Source organism: Mesorhizobium sp. WSM4828 (genome assembly GCF_055811175.1).
This window is the reverse complement of the sequence record NZ_JBVVQK010000005.1, coordinates 69842-89428: the sequence shown is the minus strand read 5'-3', so window position 1 is coordinate 89428 and position 19587 is coordinate 69842. Positions and strand designations below refer to the sequence as shown.

The window sequence follows — 19587 nt, the reverse complement described above, 5'->3', positions numbered from 1 at the left end:
ATGGCCGGACGGCCGACAGTCCATTATGCCGCCGCATTGCCGCAGCGTACGAGGACTATCATGACCGCCGCCCTTCAGCCCGCCGAACCGGCACTGGCAAACGACCGCGTCCGTCGCGGCGGCCGCGCGGGGAAGCGTGCCGGCGGATCGGCGGCGTTCGAGCAGCCGCCGTTTCGGCAGTTGAAGAACCCGCTGGCACCGACCCGGCTGGTTTCCGACGACGAGCTGGAATCCATCCATCTCGCCTCTCTGCGCGTGCTCAGGGAAATCGGCGTCGACGTGCTGCATGACGAAGCCCGGCGCATCATGAAGGCGCATGGCGCCGATGTCCGCGAAGGCAGCGAGCGGGTGCGCTTCGACAGCGACATGATCCTGGAACTGGTTGCCCATTGCCCGCCGGAATTCACCATCCACGCCCGCAATCCGGCGCACAATGTACGCTTCGGCGGCGATAATCTGATCATCTCGATGATGGCGTCGGCACCCAATTGCTCAGACGTCGACCGCGGCCGCCGGCCAGGCAACCAGCAGGACTACCGCAACTTCCTCAAGCTTGCGCAGATGCACAACATATTGAACTGCACGGGCGGCTATCCGGTCGAGCCGATCGACATCCATCCGTCCGTACGCCACCTCGAATGCATCCGTGACCTCGCCACGCTGACCGACAAGATGTTCCACATCTATTCGCTCGGCAAGGAACGCAACGTCGACGGCATCGAGATCACCAGGATCGCGCGCGGCATCAGCCATGAGCAGTTGCTCGCAGAGCCGTCGGTATTCACCATCATCAACACCAATTCACCGCTCAAGCTCGACCTGCCGATGATGGAAGGCATTATCCAGATGTCGAGCAAGGGTCAGGTGGTCATCGTGACGCCGTTCACCCTGTCCGGCGCCATGGCGCCGGTGACGATTGCCGGCGCGCTGGTGCAACAAAATGCCGAGGCGCTGTCCGGCATCGCCTTTGCGCAGATGGTGCGCAAGGGCGCGCCTGTCGGCTACGGCGGCTTCACCTCGAATGTCGACATGAAGTCCGGCGCGCCGGCCTTCGGCACGCCGGAATATATGAAGGCGCAGCTGGTCGGCGGCCAGCTCGCCCGCCGCTACAACATCCCCTACCGCACCTCAAACACCTGCGCCGCTAACACGGTCGATGCGCAAGCCGCCTATGAAAGCGTGTTTTCGCTGTGGGGCGCCATCCAGGGTGGCGGCAATCTGATGATGCATGCGGCCGGCTGGCTCGAAGGCGGCCTGCGCTGCTCCTACGAAAAGACCATCCTCGATATAGACCTGTTGCAGATGGTCGCCGAGTTCCTGACGCCGCTCGATCTTTCCGAGGAAGCGCTCGGTTTCGACGCCATCCAGTCGGTCGGCCCCGGCGGCCATTTCTTCGGCACCCAGCACACGCAGGACCGCTACAAAACCGCGTTTTACGCGCCAATCATTTCCGACTGGCGCAATTTCGAGAGTTGGGCGGAGGCCGGATCGCCGACCGCGCTCGAAAAGGCCAATCGCATCTGGAAGGAACGGCTGGCGTCCTATGAAGAGCCTTACATGGATCAGGCAATCCGCGAGGAGCTCAACGCCTTCGTCGACAAGCGCCGGGCTGAAGGCGGCGCGCCGACCGATTTTTGATCATTGGTTTGATGAACAGTCGACCCCCACTTCGTCTTGATGGCAGGCTGGCCGGAAACATCGCCGTATCCGATCTTCGCTTTGTTTTCGCGCCCCGCTCACTCGATTCAATCTCTTCAAAAACGGAACTATCTTCATGAAATCTCATGCAAAAGCGGTTGTCATCGGCGGCGGGGTCGTTGGCTGCTCGGTGCTCTATCATCTTGCCAAGGCTGGCTGGACCGACATCATGCTGATCGAGCGTTCGGAGCTCACCTCCGGCTCGTCCTGGCATGCAGCGGGCGGCTTCCATACGCTGAACGGAGATCCCAACGTCGCCAAGCTGCAGGCCTATACGGTGCAGCTTTACAAGGAGATCGAGGAGATTTCCGGCCAATCCTGCTCGCTGCACCTGACCGGCGGCGTGATGATGGCCGACACGCCCGAGCGCATGGACTTCCTGCGGCTCGCCCACGCCAAGGGCCGCTATCTCGGAATGGACACCGAACTGATCACGCCGTCCGAAGCCAAGGCGATGTTCCCGCTGATGGACGAGACGAATTTCGTCGGCGCCATGTGGGATCCAGTCGAGGGCCATCTCGATCCTTCCGGCACCACACACGCCTATGCCAAGGCGGCCAGGAGGCTGGGCGCCGAGATCGTGCTGCGCAACCGCGTCGTCGAACTGACGCAGGAGGTCGATGGCACCTGGAACGTCGTCACCGAGCAAGGCACGGTCAAAGCCGAGCATGTCGTCAACTGCGGCGGCCTGTGGGCGCGCGAGATCGGCCGCATGGTCGGCGTCGAATTGCCGGTGCTGGCCATGGAGCACATGTATCTCCTGACCGAGCCGATGCCGGAGGTCGAGGAATTCAACAAGTCGACTGGCCGCGAAATGATCGGCGTGCTGGACTTCAAGGGCGAGATCTATACCCGCCAGGAGCGCAACGGCATCCTGCTCGGCACCTATGAAAAAGCCTGCAAGCCGTGGTCGCCGGTCAACACGCCGTGGGATTTCGGCCACGAACTGCTGCAGCCCGACATCGACCGCATCGCGCCGTCGCTCGAGATCGGCTTCAAGCATTTCCCCGGCATCGAAAAGGCCGGCATCAAGCAGATCATCAACGGCCCCTTCACCTTCGCGCTCGACGGGAACCCGCTGGTTGGCCCGGTGCAGGGCCTGACCAATTTCTGGTGCGCCTGCGCCGTCATGGCCGGCTTCAGCCAGGGCGGCGGCGTCGGCCTGGCGCTGTCGAACTGGATGGTCCATGGCGACCCCGGCTTCGACGTCTGGGGCATGGACGTTGCGCGCTTCGGCGAATGGGCAACGCTGCGCTATACGAACGCAAAGGTGCGCGAAAATTATTCACGCCGGTTCTCGATCCGCTTTCCCAACGAGGAATTGCCGGCGGCAAGACCAGCGCAGACGACCCCGCTTTACGACACGATGATCGCCAACAATGCCGTCATGGGCGATAGCTGGGGTCTCGAAACCCCGCTCTGGTTCGCGCCGAAAGGTTCGGAGCCGAAGGACGTCGTGTCCTTCCACCGTTCCAACGATTTTGGCCCGATCGGTGAGGAAGTGCGGGCCACCCGGGAGAGTGTCGGCGTCACAGAGATCGCAAACTTCGCCAAATACGAAGTCTCCGGACCAGGGGCTGAGGACTTTCTCAACCGGCTGATGACCAATCGCATGCCGAAGACCGGCCGCATCGTGCTGACGCCGATGCTGAACGAGTTCGGCAGACTGATCGGCGACTTCACCATCGCCAAGGCGGACCCAAGGGCTGGGGAAGAACGCTTCATGATCTGGGGTTCTTCGGCAGCGCAAAAATACCACATGCGCTGGTTCGAGAAGCATCTGCCAAAGGATGGAAGCATCCGCATCCACCGCTTCGACCAGACGCTGGTCGGTCTCTCGATCGCCGGGCCGAAATCGCGCGACCTGCTGCAGAAACTGGTCGATGTCGACATCTCGACCAAGGCCTTCCGTTTCATGGATTTCCGCGAGATGGCGGTCGGCGGCGCGCCTTGCATGGTCAACCGGATCACCTACACCGGCGACCTCGGCTATGAGATCTGGATGGCGCCTGCCTACCAGCGTCTGGTCTACAAGGCGATCAAGGAGGCTGGCGAAGAGTTTGGCCTGATCGATTTCGGCATGCGGGCTTTGCTCTCTATGCGCCTTGAGAAGAACTTCCCGACCTGGTTCCGCGAGCTACGTCCGATCTACGGACCGTTCGAGGGCTCGATGGACCGCTTTATCAAGCTGGAGAAGAACGATTTCATCGGCCGTGAGGCAGCAGCCAGGGAACAGGCGGCGGGGCCGAAGCTGCGCCGCGTTTCCTTTGTCGTCGATGCAGCGGATGCGGACGTCATGGGCGACGAGCCGATCTGGGCCAAGGTCGGCGGCAAGGATTACGGCACCGTGGAAAAGCCGCATGGCTATGGCGCGCCACGCTTCGACGCGGGCGGTAACGAAGTGCGCGGCTCGAACGCCGCCGAAGGCGCGTCTGCCGTGCGCGGCATTGTCGACGGCGACTGGCGCGTGGTCGGCTGGGTCACCTCCGGCGGCTATGCGCATTATGTCGAGAAGTCGATGGCGCAAGGCTATGTACCGGCAGCGCTTGCCGAGAACGAGAGCGCCGGGCTGTTCGAAGTCGAAATTCTTGGACACCGGCGGCCGGCACGCATCAATGTCGAGCCGCCCTTCGACCCGAGCGGCGAAAAGATGAGGACGTAGGCGCAGCCAGCCGGTCGCATTGTGCGAAGCATACTCTTCATGCTAGCGCAGCCGGCAACACTCTGCTGGCAAGGGCGATGAGATTTCATTGAAGTACAATCTGAGATGGGCCGAGTGGCTGGCCGAGGGACGGATCGGCCCGTTCCCGGCGGCGATCGTCATGGTCGCGGCATACTTCGCCTTGCAGACCATCATACTGTCCCTGCTGAGCTCCTGGGCGGGAACCGGCGTCGGCATCGATGATGCGGAGCAGCTGATCTACGTTCCGTATCTCTGGGCTGGATATGGCGGCTCTCAACCACCCCTCTACACCTGGATCAATTGGCTGGCCGCGCATGTTTTCGGCACCAGTATCTTCACGCTGAAGCTCGTCAAATACTCCGTGCTGTTCCTCGCCGCCTGCAGCGTGTTCGCCGCCATGCGGCGGTTCGGCTACACCAAAGCGACGGCGGCGGCGGCCATGTTCGCCCTGTTTACGATCCCGCAGATCGTCTGGGAATCGCAGCGCGCCTTGTCGCATTCCGTCGCCGTCGTCGGCTTCTGCTCGCTGCTCCTGCTCGCCATGGCCTATCTTCTCGAGCGCCGAAGCATGATCGCCTATGCGGCGTTTGGCCTAGCCACGGCGGCGGCAATTCTTGCCAAGTATAATGATGTCTTCCTGGTGGTCGCCCTTGTTGCGGCGGTGCTGTCGCTGCGCGAATGGCGCAGCGCGATCCTTGATCCGAAGTTCGCCATCAGCATAGCGGTCGCGATATTGGTGCTGGCACCAACCACCTATTGGAGCCTCATGCATCCCGCGGATTTATTGTCGAGAGGCGAGAAGTTCGGAATAGATGCACAACAGGGGCGCATGGCGGCGGCCTTTGTCGGCGCCGGCAAATTTGTCATGGGCACCTTCAATTTCGCGGTCTTGCCGGTGCTCGTTTCCGCGCTGGCTTTCGGGCTGGCGAAATTCCGTTTCTCCGAGCGGCATCCGAAAGGTCCGGCCCGGGAAATTCTGTTGTGGCGTACCTTGGCGCTCGGCTTGGCCATGCTGGCAATACTTGTGCTGGCCACCGGCGTGACGGTGGTCAAGGACCGCTGGCTGCTGCCCGTCCTGTTCCTGTTGCCGCCGGCCATCGTCGCCACTATGGAACGGCTGGCGCCGCGGGGCAGGAATGCGCAGCTCCTGGTGATCGCGGCTGGAGCGATCATCGCAGTGCTGCTCGCGCCCGCCACCTGGTACGTCCAGATAAACGGGACCAGTGGCCTGTCGCGGATGATCCGCGTGGATTACCCCGCCCTCTATCGCCAATTGACTGCGGACGGACCGGTCAAAACCGCAATATCTGATGGTGCATGGGTCGGAAACCTGCGGTTGGTCGACGAAAAACTGGTCGCACTTGACCAGGAAGTGCCTAATTTCGAAATGCTGATGCAGGAGCCGGCCGTACTCGTCTGGCTTGACCGCGACGATCCGCGGCCGGTCATTTTGGAGCAGCTCAAAGCGGCCGGCTACGAACCGGACGGCCAGCCGCGGCAAATGATGGTTCCGCTGTTGCGTGGCACCGACAAGTCCGTCCGGCCCGGCGCCTATGTAAGATTGAAGAGAATGGCGGTCGGAGGAGCCACGGCGCCCAAGGAAGGCGTTAGCGGAGGAGCCGAGGGTGGACAGGAACCCGACTGACCGGCCCCGTCATCATCGCAAGATCATGCCGTTCGAGCCGGACGGCTCGAACGATGTGCTGCGCAAAAAATCGCGGCTGAAGGCCGCTGAACTCAACCAGCATGCGCTGGGCTATGGAGCGCTGGCGGAAGCCGAATGGCAGGCGGCGGGCATTGCTGCTCCTAACCTGCCCGCTATGCGCCGATACCGGCTCGAGCGCATCCGCGCCGAGCTGAAGCGCCGCGATTATGCGGGAGCCTTGCTCTACGATCCGGTCAACATCCGCTACGCCACCGATGCGACCAACATGCAGCTCTGGGTCTCACACAATCGGACCAGGCATTGTTTCGTCGCCACCGATGGCCCGGTGGTGCTGTTCGACTATTTCTCCTGCGAGCACCTTTCCGACCATTCCGGCGTCGTCGACGAGGTGCGGCCGGCGGTGTCGTGGGCTTACCTCTATAGCGGTGAGCTGACCGGTCAAAAAGTCCGCCGCTGGGCAGCTGGCATCGCCGAGCTGGTGTTGGAACACGGCGGCGGCAATCGCCGCATCGCAGTCGACCACATCAATCGCGAGGGCATCGAAGAGCTCGCCCGTCTCGGCATCTCGACCGGCAATGGCGAGGCGGTGATGGAGAATGCGCGGCTGATAAAATCACCCGACGAGATCCTTGCCATGCGCCGGGCGATCGTCGCTTGCGAGGCGGCGATGGGCGAGATGGAGCAGGCGCTGAGGCCTGGCCTCTCCGAGAACGAATTGTGGGCCGAACTCCATCGCGGCAACATCGCGCGCGGCGGCGAATGGATCGAAACCCGGCTCCTGTCGTCAGGTCCGCGCACCAATCCATGGTTCCAGGAGTGCTCGTCGCGGATGATCGAGGCCGGCGAGCTCGTCGCTTTCGATACCGACCTGATCGGTCCTTACGGCTTCTGCGCCGACCTTTCGCGCACCTGGCTTTGCGGTGACGCGCCGCCGTCGCAGGAGCAGCGCGACCTGTTCCGCATCGCCGCCGACCAGATCGCCTACAACACGGAGCTGATGCGGCCGGGCGTATCGTTTCGCGGCCTCGTCGAGCGCTCGTCAGTGCCGCCGGGAGATTGCTTCCCGGCCCGTTACGGGGTGCTCTATCACGGCGTCGGCCTTGCCGACGAATACCCGACTTTGCCGCATGCTAGCGACTGGACCGACGACACACCCGACGGCGTGCTCGAACCTGGCATGGTGCTGTGCGTCGAGAGCTATATCGGTCGGCTTGGCGGCTACGAAGGCGTCAAGATCGAGGAACAGATCCTGATCACCGAGACCGGCAATGAGAAGCTTTCGACCTACCCGCTCGACAATCGGCTGCTTGGCGGCTGAGCGACCTAATGCATGTCACGCAAAGGTGTGCAGCGGTTTTGTGATAATGACATGCAAAAAACAGGAATTTAAAGCGCTCGCATGAGGCGGACCGAACGCGACGCGCATTATGTGAGCGCCGCGATCGCCTCGCGCATCGTGGCGACGATCGTTTCCGGCGTCGTCCTGGCCGTGATGAACGGCAAGCCTTTAAGCCGCCTTGTCCAGCCGACGACCGTCACCTTCTGCGCCGCAGGCTCGAAACGCTGCGCCAGCGCCCAGCTCTCGCAGTCGATCGCCGCCACATCCGCCCTGCCCTCGGCAACGGCGACGATCGAAGCACGGTGCCCACAGCTTTCGCTCAGCCCGGAAAAGATATCCAAACTCTCGCCCAATGCTTGCAAGTCGCGGGCTGGCGCGACGATGCCCGACATGGAATCGAGGCTGTTGAAGGTGAAACGTTTGCCGCGTAGCAGATCAAGCGGAATGACGGCGCCGCCGTCGGCCGGCGACCTTACCGGCGGTGCCTCGCCCGCCCTCATGACGATAGCGCTCGAATAGAGTTCGCCCTCTCCACCCTCGAAGGCGTCGTAGCGCGGCTGGCCGACGAGCTGGACACGCTGCGACAGGCCGAGTTCCATCGGTCCCCAGCAGGTTTGCGCAAAGAGCAGCGCCGGGTGCAGCCAGAGCCGGTGAAAATCCAGCTCGTCCGGCGGCAATGTCACCGGATCTGGCGCAATGAGTTTCCCCTGATCGTCGCGGATACCGCCAGGCACTGGAGGCAAATCGCCATTGCGGCGGATGATCGTCTCCGGCGCATCGATGCCTTTTTGTCTGAAAAGATCGCGCAGCCGCGCCCATTGCGCGTCGACCTCGTCCCGCGCTTCCGGCCAGTCGTACATCGGCAAAGCCGCAATGAATTCGCTCATGCCGGGGATTTGACCGTTATGCGGGAAATTGACAAGTTCAGGAAAGCGTCGTCCGCGCGGAACCGCCTGCAACAACGCAAAATTCACTCTTTCGGCGGCTCTGCGGGTACCGGCGCGCTGCCAAGTCCATTGAGGCTGCGTGCCCTGACGCGCGGCTTGAATGCACGGCCCGGTTCCGGCATGCGCCGCAGTACGGGATGGACGACCGGCTCCTTCGCCTTGAAGGCATAGGCCCTGAGCAGCGCGAAATAGTTCGGATAGGCGTAGCCATTGTTCATCCGCAGCCACTCGTCGCGGCGGTCGCGAAACAGTTTCGGCAGCCTGTACCAGGCCACCGTCGGGGTCTTGTGATGGACGAAATGCAGATTGTTGTTGAGGAACAGGAAGGACAGCGGCGAGCGCTCGACGATGATCGTGCGGCCTTCCGGATGTTCCGACCATTGGTGCTCGGCGTAGGTGCGGATCGAAATCAGCGACTGCCCAAGCCACACCGGCACCAGAACGTAGAGCCATAACGGCATGCCGAAGCCGAACTGCACGATAGGTAGCACGATGGCGAGGCCGATCGCGTGCAGCAGCCAGGCCTTGCGGACGACCTTGTCGCCCGCGGCAACCTGCCTGGCGTCGTCAATGAAAAAGCCGATGCAGGAAAGCCACGGACCGAGCACCAATCGCCCGATCATCGTGTTGTTGACCTTCAGCAGGAATTTCATCGCCGACGGCAGCTCCTCGTGCTGCCAGAGCGCCTGGTAATAGCTTTCGGGATCGTCGAGCGGATCGGTCAGGCGCTCGTCTGCGTGGTGGCGCAGGTGAATGGTCTTGAACCGGCGAAACGGCCAGACAAGGCCAATCGGCAGGAACACAAAGGCTTCGTTGAGCCGCGCGTTCCGGGTTGGGTGGCCGTGCAAGGCCTCGTGCATCAGCGAGGATTGCAGTGCCGCAATCAGGGTCAGAAAGACGAGTGCCAGCAGCGGGTAGGACGGCCAGAGCAGAAAGCCGGCAGCAAGCCAACCGCCGTAGCATAGAAGTGCGAGAAATACGGTCGGCCATTCGATGGCCGCTGCGCCATGTCGCCTGTTGCCCATGCTCGTCATGCTATCGACCACTGCCTTCCAGTCGCCGGAACCCGTTTGATTCCTGACAGCATTGTGTCAGGAGCGTTGCACCGCTGCAACGCGATAAAGCGCACAAACTGTTGCGATTGCGCATTTTCAGCTGCAGATGTTATCTATTGTAAACAAGCTCGTAGATTCATTTGCGCTCGAAACGCCAGGTAGACCGCTTCGGCGCAAAATTTTGCTCACGTCAGGGAGAGTAGAGGTTTGGACAAGCGCGACCTGTCGACGATCTTTCGCGAGCGCCTGAAAATGCTCTTGACAAGGTCCGATTTGAACCAATCAGCCTTCGCCACCGCGGTTGGCATCGACCGTTCGGCGCTGTCACAGCTGCTCTCCGGCGCCTCGACCCGCCTTCCCCGCGCCGAAACGCTGCTCAACATCGCCGCCGAATTCAAAGTCTCGCTCGACTGGCTGCTCGGCCTCAGCCACGACGAGGGCGTCACCGGTGAAATCCGCGAGAGCCTTGAGATCGAGGAGGCGCCGGACGGCTTCGACCGTACGCTGCTGGCTCGCTGGCATGCCGAGGCGGCGGGAACGAAAATCCGCTACGTGCCGGCCGGCATTCCCGATCTTCTGCGCACCGAGGCGCTTGTCGACTACGAAGCCGTCATCGCCAACAAGAGCCGCGAGGCACAGGCCGGCGAAACGCAGTACCGCATCGACTACAACCGACGGCCCGAAACCGACATGGAAGTCTGTATGCCGCGCCACACGCTGGAGATCTTCGCGCGCGGGCTGGGCGTTTGGGACCGCTTTCCGGAGGCCGACCGCCACCAGCAACTCCTGCATATGGCGACGCTGCTCGACGACCTCTATCCAACCTTCCGCCTGTTTCTCTATGACGGGCGGATGCGCTATTCGATCCCCTACACCATCTTCGGGCCCTATCGCGCCGCCATTTACGTCGGCGACATGTATCTGGTGCTGAACGCCACCCAGCCGATCCGCATCCTAACCAGCCATTTCGACAATCTGATCCGTGCCGCGGACGTCAACGCGCATGAGGCGGCCAGCTTCACACGAAAGCTGGCGGAGATGCGATTTTGACCGGTTGCTCTCCGCGCCGACATTGACGGCACATAAAGAATTCTTTATATCCTTATCTCACTTATTCTTCCGGGAAGGCGTATTCCACCATGACCAATCCGATCGACGCTCTGCTTGCCGAAAAGGGCGTCCTGCTCGCCGACGGCGCCACCGGCACCAATCTGTTCGCCATGGGCCTTGAGGCCGGCGAGGCTCCCGAGCTCTTGAACGAGACCGCGCCCGACACCATCACCAGCCTGCACCAGAACTTTGTCGATGCCGGCGCCGACATCATCCTGACCAACTCTTTTGGCGGCACTCGTCACCGGTTGAAGCTGCACCATGCGCAGGACCGGGTTTACGCGCTGAACAAGCGCGCCGCCGAGATCGCAAGCGCCGTTGCAAAAAAGGCTGGCCGCAAGGTGATCGTGGCCGGCTCCGTCGGCCCGACCGGCGAGCTGCTGGTGCCGCTCGGCGCCATGACTTATGACGAGGCGGTCGAGGCCTTTGCCGAGCAGATCGAGGGGCTGAAGGCCGGTGGCGCCGAAGTCGCTTGGATCGAAACCATGTCGGCGCCTGACGAAATCCGCGCCGCCGCCGAAGCTGCCATCCGCGTTGGCTTGCCGTATACCTATACCGGCTCCTTCGACACCGCCGGCCGCACCATGATGGGACTGCTGCCGAAGGACATCCACGGCGTCGTCGATGGCCTGTCGCAGACACCGCTCGGGGTCGGCGCCAATTGCGGTGTCGGCGCCTCCGACATTCTCGCCTCGCTGCTCGACATGACCGAGGCGAAGCCGGAAGCAACGGTGATCGTCAAGGGCAATTGCGGCATTCCCGAATTTCGCGGCGCCGAGATCTATTATTCCGGCACACCCGAGCTGATGGCCGACTATGTGCGCCTCGCCGTGGATGCCGGCGCCAAAATCGTCGGCGGCTGCTGCGGCACCTCGTTCCAGCACCTTGCCGCCATGCGCAAGGCGCTCGATGCGCACACCAAGTCGGATCGCCCGACCATCGAGCAGATCGTCGAACGCATCGGCCCGATGCGTAATAAGCAGGCGACGGTCAACGTCGCCGAGACCAGCGAAGCCCGCCGCGAGCGGCGCCGCGGACGCGCCTGACGCTTTCGTCTGTGACGCGCTCCGCGCGAAGCTGTGCGGCCGCGAAAAAAAGGCCGGCAAGGTTTCCCTCGCCGGCCTGCCTCACCCGCCCGTAGGCCGGCTCCCCCTATCAGAACGATCCCATCTGAAAGAAACCGGCCGTCATTGCCACTACCGGTTACCGCCGAGCGCCGAGGCAAGGCGCACAAGCGAGAGGAACTCGGACCGGTATCCAAACGGGTCGGCTCCTCTGGCGGCGGTGGCAATCTCCATGATCTTGTCGTAGCCGAACTTCGCGGTCGCATCCTCGTCGCGCAGCTTCTGGCCGAAGGCAGCGACCGCAACGGAGAAACGCTGGTCGGTGCTGGCCTGGTCGAACGACGCCACCTCGTTGGCTGACGTCACCGGCGTGGTGATCAGCTTCGAAGTGTCCTCGTTCGGCAGCTTGTAGCGGATCTTGACGAAGGCATATTCGTCGGCATTGGCGACACCGCCATTGTTGACCGAGGCCTGGCCATAGCGCAGCTGGTCGATCTGTTCGCCGCCGCTGCCCTTAGGCGTGATCTCGTAGATCGCGGTAACCGAATGACCTGAGCCGATCTCGCCGGCATCGACCCGGTCATTGTTGAAATCCTCGCGGTTCAAGGCGCGGGTTTCGTAGCCGATCAGCCGGTACTCCGAGACCTTGTTCGGATTGAACTCGACCTGGATCTTCACGTCCTTGGCGATGGTGAACAGTGTCGAGGAGGCATCCTCGACCAGCACCTTCTCGGCCTCAGCCAACGTATCGATATAGGCAGCAGTGCCATTGCCGTTCTGGGCGACGGTCTGCATCATCTGGTCGTTCAGATTGTCGCGGCCGAAGCCGAACACCGACAGGAATACGCCTGTCTTGCGCTCCTTTTCGATCAGCCGCTTCAGGTCGTCGTCGTCGGTCTGGCCGACATTGAAGTCGCCATCGGTGGCGAGCATCACCCGATTGATGCCGTCCTTGACGAAAGATTTCTGCGCCAGCCTGTAGGCTTCCTTGATGCCGGCCTCGCCTGCCGTCGAGCCGCCGGATGTCAGATTGTCGATGGCAGCGAGGATCTTGTCCTTTTCCGAAGCTTTGGTGGGCTCAAGCACGGTACCGGCATCGCCCGCATAAGTGACGATCGAGACGGTGTCGTCAGGTCTCAGCTTGTTGACCAGCAGCCGGAAGGCCGACTGCAGGAGCGGCAGCTTGTCCTGCTCGTTCATCGAGCCCGACACATCGATCAGGAAGACCAGATTGGCCTTGGGCTGCTCGGCCGGCTTCACGTCGAAACCCTTGATGGCGACGTGCATCAGCTTGGTATGCTCGTTCCACGGCGTCGGCATGACGCTGACAGTCGAGTTGAACGGCGTCGAGGCGGAGTCCGGGCCTTTCCAGTCATAGGGGAAGTAGTTGACCATCTCCTCGACGCGCACCGTATCGGCCTGCGGGATAAAACCTTCCTTCAACGAGCGCCGGACGAAGGAATAGGAAGCGGTGTCGACGTCGATAGAGAACGTCGAGACCGGATCTTCGAGTGCGGCGTGCACCGGATTGGTCTTGAAATCCTCGACGCGGTCGCGGTTTTCCTCTTGCGGCAGCATCTGGTCGGCCGGCGCAGCGGCGGGCTGCTGTCCCATCAGCTTGGACTCGGCGACCGTGCCAGGCATGCGTCCGACCCGCGCACCGCCATCGACGGCCGGAGCCGCGGAGCTTGCGCCGCCATTCAACGCAAGCTCGCCACTCTGCGCCGGTTCGGGTGCGTTGTGGCTGAGCACGTCTTGCTGCGTCAACCCGCCGACTGCGGTCGATTCCGCTTTCGGCGGCGATGTCGGTGCCACAAGCGCCTCGCCGGTGTCGCGGCTTTCACTGTCGGCGTCCGCCTTCTTCTGCTTGTCCGCGTCGGCCACGACCGGCGGTTTGACGGTCGCCGGCTTGTCAGCCAGCGTTTCGGTGATCTTATCGTCCCCGCCGAATTTGGGCCCGCCGAATTTGGATTCCCCCAACATGTAGATGGTGGCATAGCCGGCGATCGGCAGGGCAACGAGCCCGGCAATAGCCGGCGTGGCGAAGAGTTTCTTTTGCATGATTTCGCTCCAGAGCCTTTGTGCTCCCTCTGTGAGACGAAGCCCGCTCACCGATCCTTGGGCGGCCGGCAAAGTTTTTTCTTCCATGTCATAGGCGCGCAGCGCGGCCTGGAGGGCACGCGCCTTTGCATCCGCGCCGGGCGCCGGTGCTGCGATGTCGCGCAGCCTGTTCAGTTGATTGTCGTCGACCATGGTCACACTTCCCCGGCTGAACGCATTAGCGTCTTCAACCGTTTCTTCGCTTCATGGATGTGCCAGGAAACCGTTGCCTCCGAGATTGCCATCGCCTCGGCGGCGGCGGCGTGGCTCAGCCCCTCGCCATAAACCAGCAGCACCGCATCGCGCTGCTTGTCCGGCAGCTTGCGCACCGCTGACCAGAGCGCCTCGGCTGGGTCCTCCGGCTCTACCGAGATTTCCCCCGAAATCAGCGCATAGGCACCATAGGCCTCGGTCTTGGCAGTGTCGCGGGCGGTCTTGCGCATCATGTCGCGCGCCGCATTCAGCGTCATGGTGTAGAGCCACGTCGTGAAGGCACCGCTGCCGTGATAGTCGCGGATCGCGCGGCCGAGCCGGACGCAGACTTCCTGGGCGATATCTTCGGCGTCGGCCTTTTTCCCGCACCAACGATAGGCGGCGCGATAGATGAAACCATAGTGCCTTTCGAGCAACTTGCCGAAAGCACCCCGGTCTCCGCCCTTCGCCCGCCCGATCAGTTCGGCGTCGGAGGCTTCGCTTTCGTCCAGCATCATCGCCATCATTTGCCTGTTGGACGAAGGCTAATGGCGGTTCCTTGGGGCGATGGAAAGAATTTTTTGGCGGGCAGTCACGTCGTAATGGTTGGCGCGCCTTGGCCGAGCGTCTCCGCAAACAGCATCGTCAGCCGCCTCCCGTGGCGTTCGGCGCCGGCTGCATCGAAGGCACTATGGTCCGGCATGCACCAGCCATGCGCCATGCCGGCATAGTTCTCTATGACATGATCGACCTCGGCGGCGCGCAGTGTTTCGGCCAGCCGCGCCGATTGCTCCGGCGGAAAGCTGCGGTCCACACCGGCAGTGCCGATATAGACCCTTGCCTTGAGCGAGGCGGCCTTCCGGTGCGGACTGTCGGCTGCGTCACCAGCCAGATTGCCGCCGTGAAAACTGGCCGCGGCGGCGATGCGGTCGGGATAGCTGGCCGCCGCGTTCAGTGCCCGCGCTCCGCCCATGCAGTAGCCGACAATGCCTACCGGCCCGGCCAGGCCTTGCGCAGCAAGTGCATCGAGGAACGCGCCGCTGTCGCGGATCGTCATCTCCTGGGTCGTGCCGCCCAGGAGACCTGTGATGGCGGCCTTGCTCCTCTCGTCGCCGAACGCAGTCTTGGGGTCGAACGGACCGTAGGGCGCATTGCGGTAAAAGAGGTCCGGCACAAGCACCGCATAGCCCTCGCCAGTAAGCCGCTCCGCCATCTGATCAAGCGCCGGTCGCGGACCGAAAACGTCCATGTAGAGGATGATCGCCGCTTTGGCCGGGGCCGCCGAACGGAACAGCCGAGCCTTGGCAATGCCGTCGCTTGTCTTGATCTGCATCGCTTGCGTGGTCATCATCCGCTCCGTCGATCTGACGTGCGATAGATACCCGCGGCGACCGTCGCGGCAAGCTGTAATGAGGCGATCTGCTTCAAGATTTCGTGCGGCATTCGGCGATCCTACAGACGCGCGAATGCTGCCATGTGAAAGGCCTGAACCTCGGCCCGATAGCGATAATCGGCACCGTAAGGACAGGCGTTGCGATCGAGGCAGCCGCCGGTCCGGCAAGGCGCGCCGTTCTGCCCGCGCACATGGGCGAGACAGGTTTCATGTGCAAACCCATCCGCAGAATAAGCCTCGACCGGACAGGATTTCAGGCAAGGTTTTTCCAAACATGTATCGCAAAGGTGAATCACGTCGCGGGGTTCTTGGAGCGCGATTTCGTCTTCGAACAGCAGCGCGCCGCGATAGGCATGCCAGAGCCCATATTGCGGATGCATGAGAATGCCGAGCGGCGACGGCTTCAGCCCCTCTGCACGCATCGCCCATTGCTGGAACGGCAGATAAGGCCTGTCGGACGGCGACGCCGCGCGTGCCCCGAATCTTTCGGCCACGGCGCCGATCACTTCGCGCGACCATCTGTCGAGCGGATCGGCGATCGGCTGTGACTGTTTCTCCAGCCAGCGCAGGAAGTGCGGCCAAGGTGCGGCACCCGCCTGCCCCACCAGAAGCACGGATCTGGCGGCAGCGCCGGAGAGACCGGAAGGTGCTTGCTCCCCGTCCGTAAAATTGAAGCCGCCGCGAAGGATCAGGCCGTCACGCGCCAGCGCTGCCGCGATGCTTTCGATCAGGCCGCGCTCGAGAATCATCCCTTCTTGTCCGGGTCGGAGAAGGCACTCCGCCAGACTTCCTTGTGGATGATGTTGGCGACTTTAGCCCCGCCTGACTCGGGCTCCTTTCAGGTGAAGGCGTCGGCCATCGACGCCTTCTTCTTTGCGATGAACTCCTTCAGCCCGTCGTCGATGCCCTGATCGAGATGCGGCGCCTCGTAGCTTTCCAGCCAGCGGCGGGCGAGCTCGTTGGCGCGCTGCGGCGCGGTTTTTTCGCCTTCGGCCACCCACTGCTCGTAGGAATTGTTGTCGGCGATATTGGAGCGGTAGAACGCTGTCTGGAAATTGGCCTGGGTGTGATCGCAGCCGAGATAGTGGCTGCCCGGGCCGACCTGGCGGATGGCGTCCATCGCCTGGCCGTTTTCCGACAGGTCGACACCCTCGGAGAACTTCTGCGTCATGCCGAGCTGGTCGATATCCATCATGAACTTTTCGTAGCAGGAGGCGAGACCGCCCTCGAGCCAGCCGGCCGAATGCAGCACGAAATTGGTGCCGGCGAGGATCGTCGAGTTCAACGTATTGGCGCTCTCGTAGGCCGCCTGCGCGTCGGGGATTTTTGAAGCACAGAGCGAACCGCCGGTGCGGAACGGCAGTCCGAGCCTGCGGGCAAGCTGTGCGGCGCCATACGAGACCAGCGACGGCTCCGGCGTTCCGAAGGTCGGCGCGCCCGACTGCATCGAGATCGACGAGGCGAAGGTGCCGAACAGCACCGGCGCACCCGGTCGGATCAGCTGTGTGAACGACGCCCCGGCCAGAACCTCGGCCAAAACCTGGGTCAGCGTGCCGGCGACCGTCACCGGGCTCATCGCACCGGCAAGGATGAACGGCGTGACGATGCAGGCCTGGTTATGGCGCGAATAAACCTTCAGCGCCCCCAGCATGGTCTCGTCGAAGACCATCGGCGAGTTGGCGTTGATCAGGCTGGTCAGCACCGTGTTGTTCTCGACGAAATCGTCACCAAACACGATCTTGGCCATCGCCACCGTATCTTCGGCGCGCTCGGGCGCGGTCACCGAGCCCATGAACGGCTTGTCCGAATATTTGATATGGCTATAGACCATGTCGAGATGGCGCTTGTTGACCGGCACGTCGACCGGCTCGCAAACCGTGCCGCCGGAATGGTGGATCGACGGCGCCATATAGGCGAGTTTCACGAAATTCCGGAAATCCTCGATCGTCGCATAGCGCCTGACGCCGTCGAGATCGCGCACGAAGGGCGGTCCATAGACCGGCGCGAACACTGTCGCGTTGCCGCCGATCTGCACCGAGCGCTCGCCATTGCGGGCGTGTTGGGTATAGACGGACGGAGCGGTCTTCAACAGCGAGCGGCAGAGGCCCTTGGGGAAATGCACGCGCTCGCCCTTGACGTCGGCGCCCGCATCTTTCCACAGCTGCAGCGCCTCGGCGTCGTCGCGGAAGATGATGCCGATCTCTTCGAGCACCGTGTCGGTGTTCTTTTCGATCAGCGCCAGCCCTTCCTCGTCCAGCACTTCATAGACGTTGATCTTGCGCTTGATATAGGTGAGCTGTGTGCCGGGGCCGCCGCCCGAACGCGCAGCCCGTCGGGCTGCGGCGCCACCGCTGGCAGCGCGCCCGCGCCGTGCGTTTGACGCTTCCTGGTCGACCGGCGCGTTCTCACTCATAATCGTTCTTCCCTGGCTTTCGTTCTGGCCTGATTTACTCCGGCCGGGCTCTTGTACCGGCCTGAAATCCGTTTGCGGCCGCATATTGCGGTCTCTGGCCGGATCGTAGCCATGCACCCTATTCGAAACGGCCCGCCAGCGCCAACGCCTGTCGCAAAATCGACAAGAATTCCAAGAGATTTACGGTCGCTTTCGTTTTGCGGGAAGTCGCAAATCAGCTATGGACAACCGGCCCGTGCGGGTTAGGTATTGACGCGATATTTTTAAGCTGCCGCGATAGTTGTAGCCGGCAAGGAGCCTGAGAAAAAATGGCCGACGACGAGATCATCCTTTCGGAACTCTCCGACGACGAATTGGTGCAGCAGATGCACGACGATCTTTATGACGGGTTGAAGGAAGAAATCGAGGAAGGCACCAATATCCTTCTCGAGCGCGGCTGGGCGCCTTACAAGGTGCTGACGGAGGCTCTGGTCGAAGGCATGCGCATCGTCGGCGAGGATTTCCGCGACGGCATCCTGTTCGTTCCCGAAGTGCTGCTGTCGGCCAACGCGATGAAGGCCGGCATGTTCATCCTGCGTCCGCTGCTTGTCGCGACCGGCGCGCCGAAGCAGGGCAAGATGGTGATCGGCACCGTCAAGGGCGACATCCATGACATCGGCAAGAACCTGGTCGGCATGATGATGGAAGGCGCCGGCTTCGATGTGATCGACCTCGGCATCAACAATGCGGTCGAAAAATATCTCGATGCCATCGAAAAGCACCAGCCCGACATCATCGGCATGTCGGCGCTGCTGACGACGACCATGCCTTACATGAAAGTCGTCATCGATACGATGAAGGAAAAGGGCATTCGCGACGACTATGTCGTGCTGGTCGGCGGCGCACCGCTCAACGAGGAATTCGGCAAAGCCGTCGGCGCCGACGCCTATTGCCGCGACGCCGCGGTGGCGGTCGAGACCGCCAAGGACTTCATGAAGCGCAAGCACAACGTCCGCGCTTCGGCTTGAGCCAACAAATTCGGCACCGACGAGAAAAGCCGCGCCTTGTAGTGCGGCTTTTTTATTCCCAAATGTTTGAAATCGTGCAGATCAAGGTTTCTTGACTGTATCGTCAACCGCCTTCGCAGTGGATTTGAGATCCTTGCCGACGCCGCGCACCGTGTTGGCGCAGGCCGAAACAGCCAAGGCGCAGGCGAGAATAGCAATTGGCGCGACGCGGAACAATTTCATGAATGGTGTCTCCCTCAGCATATAAATTCGCTGGACAGCAACGAAGATCGATTAGACTGGTTCCATGACTACCGCGCGAAAACAACGATCAGATCAAGGCGACAGGCTGCTCGTCATCGCCTGCGGGATGATTGCGCGTGAAATTCTGGCGGTCAAGGAACAGCTCGGGCTCGACCATCTCGACCTGACCTGCCTGCCGGCGGAGTTCCATTTCTATCCGGACCGCATCGCGCCGGCCATGGACAAGGCAATCGCCAAGGCCAGGGCGGACGGCTACACACACATCTTCGTCGGCTATGCCGATTGCGGCACGGGTGGCTTGCTCGATCGGGTCTGCGAGAAGCATGGCGTCGAGCGCATGGCCGGGCCGCATTGCTTTGCCTTCTACCAGGGCATGGATGCCTATGCGAAGGTCGCCGATGACGACATGATGTCGTTCTACATGACCGACTTCCTCTGCCGGCAATTCGATGCCTTCTTCATGAAGCCGCTCGGCCTCGACAAGCACCCGGAGCTGATCAAGGACTATTTCGGAAACTACGAGAAGCTGATCTATATCGCTCAGACCAACGACCCGGAACTCGACAAGGTCGCCGAAAAGGCGGCGAAAATGCTCGGCCTCGCCTATGAGCGCCGCTCGACCGGCTACGGCGACCTGACGAAGGAACTGGCTGGGGCCTCAGCCCTGGCCTGACACT

Annotated in this window: 16 protein-coding genes; 8 read left to right on the top strand and 8 right to left on the bottom strand. The window is 62.2% G+C overall.

Translation table 11 applies throughout. The features are described 5' to 3' along the window. The first annotated feature begins 60 nt into the window (after nt 1-60). From AC0L2X_RS08115 to AC0L2X_RS08100, 4 genes are all read left to right on the top strand, one after another. Entirely contained in the window at nt 61-1638 is a 1578-nt protein-coding gene (locus AC0L2X_RS08115; RefSeq protein ID WP_473556718.1) for a trimethylamine methyltransferase family protein, read from the top strand. Nucleotides 1639-1774: 136 nt separating this feature from the next. After that, nucleotides 1775-4360 carry a GcvT family protein gene (locus AC0L2X_RS08110; protein WP_473556721.1) on the top strand — a complete coding sequence of 862 codons (2586 nt, stop codon included), beginning with the start codon at nt 1775-1777 and terminating at the stop codon, nt 4358-4360. 88 nt (nt 4361-4448) lie between these two features. Next, nucleotides 4449-6026 carry a glycosyltransferase family 39 protein gene (locus AC0L2X_RS08105; protein ID WP_473556723.1) on the top strand — a complete coding sequence of 526 codons (1578 nt, stop codon included), beginning with the start codon at nt 4449-4451 and terminating at the stop codon, nt 6024-6026. 25 nt (nt 6027-6051) lie between these two features. Then, a complete protein-coding gene (locus tag AC0L2X_RS08100) occupies nt 6052-7365 on the top strand; it encodes a M24 family metallopeptidase (RefSeq protein WP_473556816.1) in 1314 nt (437 codons plus the stop codon). 107 nt (nt 7366-7472) lie between these two features. Here AC0L2X_RS08100 and AC0L2X_RS08095 read toward each other — a convergent pair whose 3' ends face one another. Together AC0L2X_RS08095 and AC0L2X_RS08090 are read right to left on the bottom strand one after the other, a co-directional pair. After that, nucleotides 7473-8273 (bottom strand): phosphate/phosphite/phosphonate ABC transporter substrate-binding protein, encoded by an 801-nt coding sequence (locus AC0L2X_RS08095; protein WP_473556726.1) that lies wholly within the window; start codon nt 8271-8273, stop codon nt 7473-7475. A gap of 83 nt (nt 8274-8356) precedes the next feature. Beyond that, complete coding sequence (locus AC0L2X_RS08090) at nt 8357-9367, bottom strand: fatty acid desaturase (protein ID WP_473556729.1); 1011 nt, start codon at nt 9365-9367, stop codon at nt 8357-8359. Between the two features lie 228 nt (nt 9368-9595). Between AC0L2X_RS08090 and AC0L2X_RS08085 the strand changes: the two genes are divergently transcribed. Then, nucleotides 9596-10438, top strand: coding sequence for a helix-turn-helix domain-containing protein (locus tag AC0L2X_RS08085; protein WP_473556731.1), 843 nt, complete (start codon nt 9596-9598; stop codon nt 10436-10438). A gap of 89 nt (nt 10439-10527) precedes the next feature. Beyond that, entirely contained in the window at nt 10528-11544 is a 1017-nt protein-coding gene (gene bmt / locus AC0L2X_RS08080; protein ID WP_473556733.1) for a betaine--homocysteine S-methyltransferase, read from the top strand. Between the two features lie 150 nt (nt 11545-11694). Here the strand turns inward: bmt and AC0L2X_RS08075 are convergent, their stop codons facing one another. From AC0L2X_RS08075 to AC0L2X_RS08055, 5 genes are all read right to left on the bottom strand, one after another. Continuing rightward, nucleotides 11695-13815 (bottom strand): vWA domain-containing protein, encoded by a 2121-nt coding sequence (locus AC0L2X_RS08075; protein WP_473556736.1) that lies wholly within the window; start codon nt 13813-13815, stop codon nt 11695-11697. Between the two features lie 2 nt (nt 13816-13817). Continuing rightward, nucleotides 13818-14378: an RNA polymerase sigma factor gene (locus AC0L2X_RS08070; RefSeq protein ID WP_473556738.1), complete on the bottom strand. Its 561-nt coding sequence runs from the start codon at nt 14376-14378 to the stop codon at nt 13818-13820. Between the two features lie 68 nt (nt 14379-14446). Beyond that, nucleotides 14447-15202, bottom strand: coding sequence for a dienelactone hydrolase family protein (locus AC0L2X_RS08065; RefSeq protein WP_473556741.1), 756 nt, complete (start codon nt 15200-15202; stop codon nt 14447-14449). A 104-nt stretch (nt 15203-15306) separates the two neighbouring features. Continuing rightward, on the bottom strand, nt 15307-15996 hold the full coding sequence (locus AC0L2X_RS08060) for a hypothetical protein (RefSeq protein ID WP_473556743.1): 690 nt from the start codon (nt 15994-15996) through the stop codon (nt 15307-15309). 89 nt (nt 15997-16085) lie between these two features. Further along, entirely contained in the window at nt 16086-17660 is a 1575-nt protein-coding gene (locus AC0L2X_RS08055; protein WP_473556745.1) for a trimethylamine methyltransferase family protein, read from the bottom strand. 308 nt (nt 17661-17968) lie between these two features. Between AC0L2X_RS08055 and AC0L2X_RS08050 the strand changes: the two genes are divergently transcribed. Continuing rightward, nucleotides 17969-18667 carry a corrinoid protein gene (locus AC0L2X_RS08050; RefSeq protein WP_023676506.1) on the top strand — a complete coding sequence of 233 codons (699 nt, stop codon included), beginning with the start codon at nt 17969-17971 and terminating at the stop codon, nt 18665-18667. 81 nt (nt 18668-18748) lie between these two features. Here AC0L2X_RS08050 and AC0L2X_RS08045 read toward each other — a convergent pair whose 3' ends face one another. Continuing rightward, nucleotides 18749-18889 (bottom strand): EncA/B family entericidin, encoded by a 141-nt coding sequence (locus AC0L2X_RS08045; RefSeq protein WP_292654758.1) that lies wholly within the window; start codon nt 18887-18889, stop codon nt 18749-18751. Nucleotides 18890-18953: 64 nt separating this feature from the next. On the opposite strand from AC0L2X_RS08045, the gene AC0L2X_RS08040 reads away from it, so the two are divergent. Then, nucleotides 18954-19583, top strand: a complete 630-nt coding sequence (locus AC0L2X_RS08040; protein WP_473556748.1) for a DUF1638 domain-containing protein — start codon at nt 18954-18956, stop codon at nt 19581-19583. Nucleotides 19584-19587 lie beyond the last annotated feature (4 nt).

Coding starts and splice junctions, on each gene's coding strand:
- AC0L2X_RS08115 (WP_473556718.1), top strand. CDS start 61: ATGACCGCCGCCCTTCAGCCCGCCGAACCGGCACTGGCAAACGACCGC.
- AC0L2X_RS08110 (WP_473556721.1), top strand. CDS start 1,775: ATGAAATCTCATGCAAAAGCGGTTGTCATCGGCGGCGGGGTCGTTGGC.
- AC0L2X_RS08100 (WP_473556816.1), top strand. CDS start 6,052: ATGCCGTTCGAGCCGGACGGCTCGAACGATGTGCTGCGCAAAAAATCG.
- AC0L2X_RS08095 (WP_473556726.1), bottom strand. CDS start 8,273: ATGAGCGAATTCATTGCGGCTTTGCCGATGTACGACTGGCCGGAAGCG.
- AC0L2X_RS08090 (WP_473556729.1), bottom strand. CDS start 9,367: ATGACGAGCATGGGCAACAGGCGACATGGCGCAGCGGCCATCGAATGG.
- bmt (WP_473556733.1), top strand. CDS start 10,528: ATGACCAATCCGATCGACGCTCTGCTTGCCGAAAAGGGCGTCCTGCTC.
- AC0L2X_RS08075 (WP_473556736.1), bottom strand. CDS start 13,815: ATGGTCGACGACAATCAACTGAACAGGCTGCGCGACATCGCAGCACCG.
- AC0L2X_RS08070 (WP_473556738.1), bottom strand. CDS start 14,378: ATGGCGATGATGCTGGACGAAAGCGAAGCCTCCGACGCCGAACTGATC.
- AC0L2X_RS08065 (WP_473556741.1), bottom strand. CDS start 15,202: ATGACCACGCAAGCGATGCAGATCAAGACAAGCGACGGCATTGCCAAG.
- AC0L2X_RS08060 (WP_473556743.1), bottom strand. CDS start 15,996: ATGATTCTCGAGCGCGGCCTGATCGAAAGCATCGCGGCAGCGCTGGCG.
- AC0L2X_RS08055 (WP_473556745.1), bottom strand. CDS start 17,660: ATGAGTGAGAACGCGCCGGTCGACCAGGAAGCGTCAAACGCACGGCGC.
- AC0L2X_RS08050 (WP_023676506.1), top strand. CDS start 17,969: ATGGCCGACGACGAGATCATCCTTTCGGAACTCTCCGACGACGAATTG.
- AC0L2X_RS08045 (WP_292654758.1), bottom strand. CDS start 18,889: ATGAAATTGTTCCGCGTCGCGCCAATTGCTATTCTCGCCTGCGCCTTG.
- AC0L2X_RS08040 (WP_473556748.1), top strand. CDS start 18,954: ATGACTACCGCGCGAAAACAACGATCAGATCAAGGCGACAGGCTGCTC.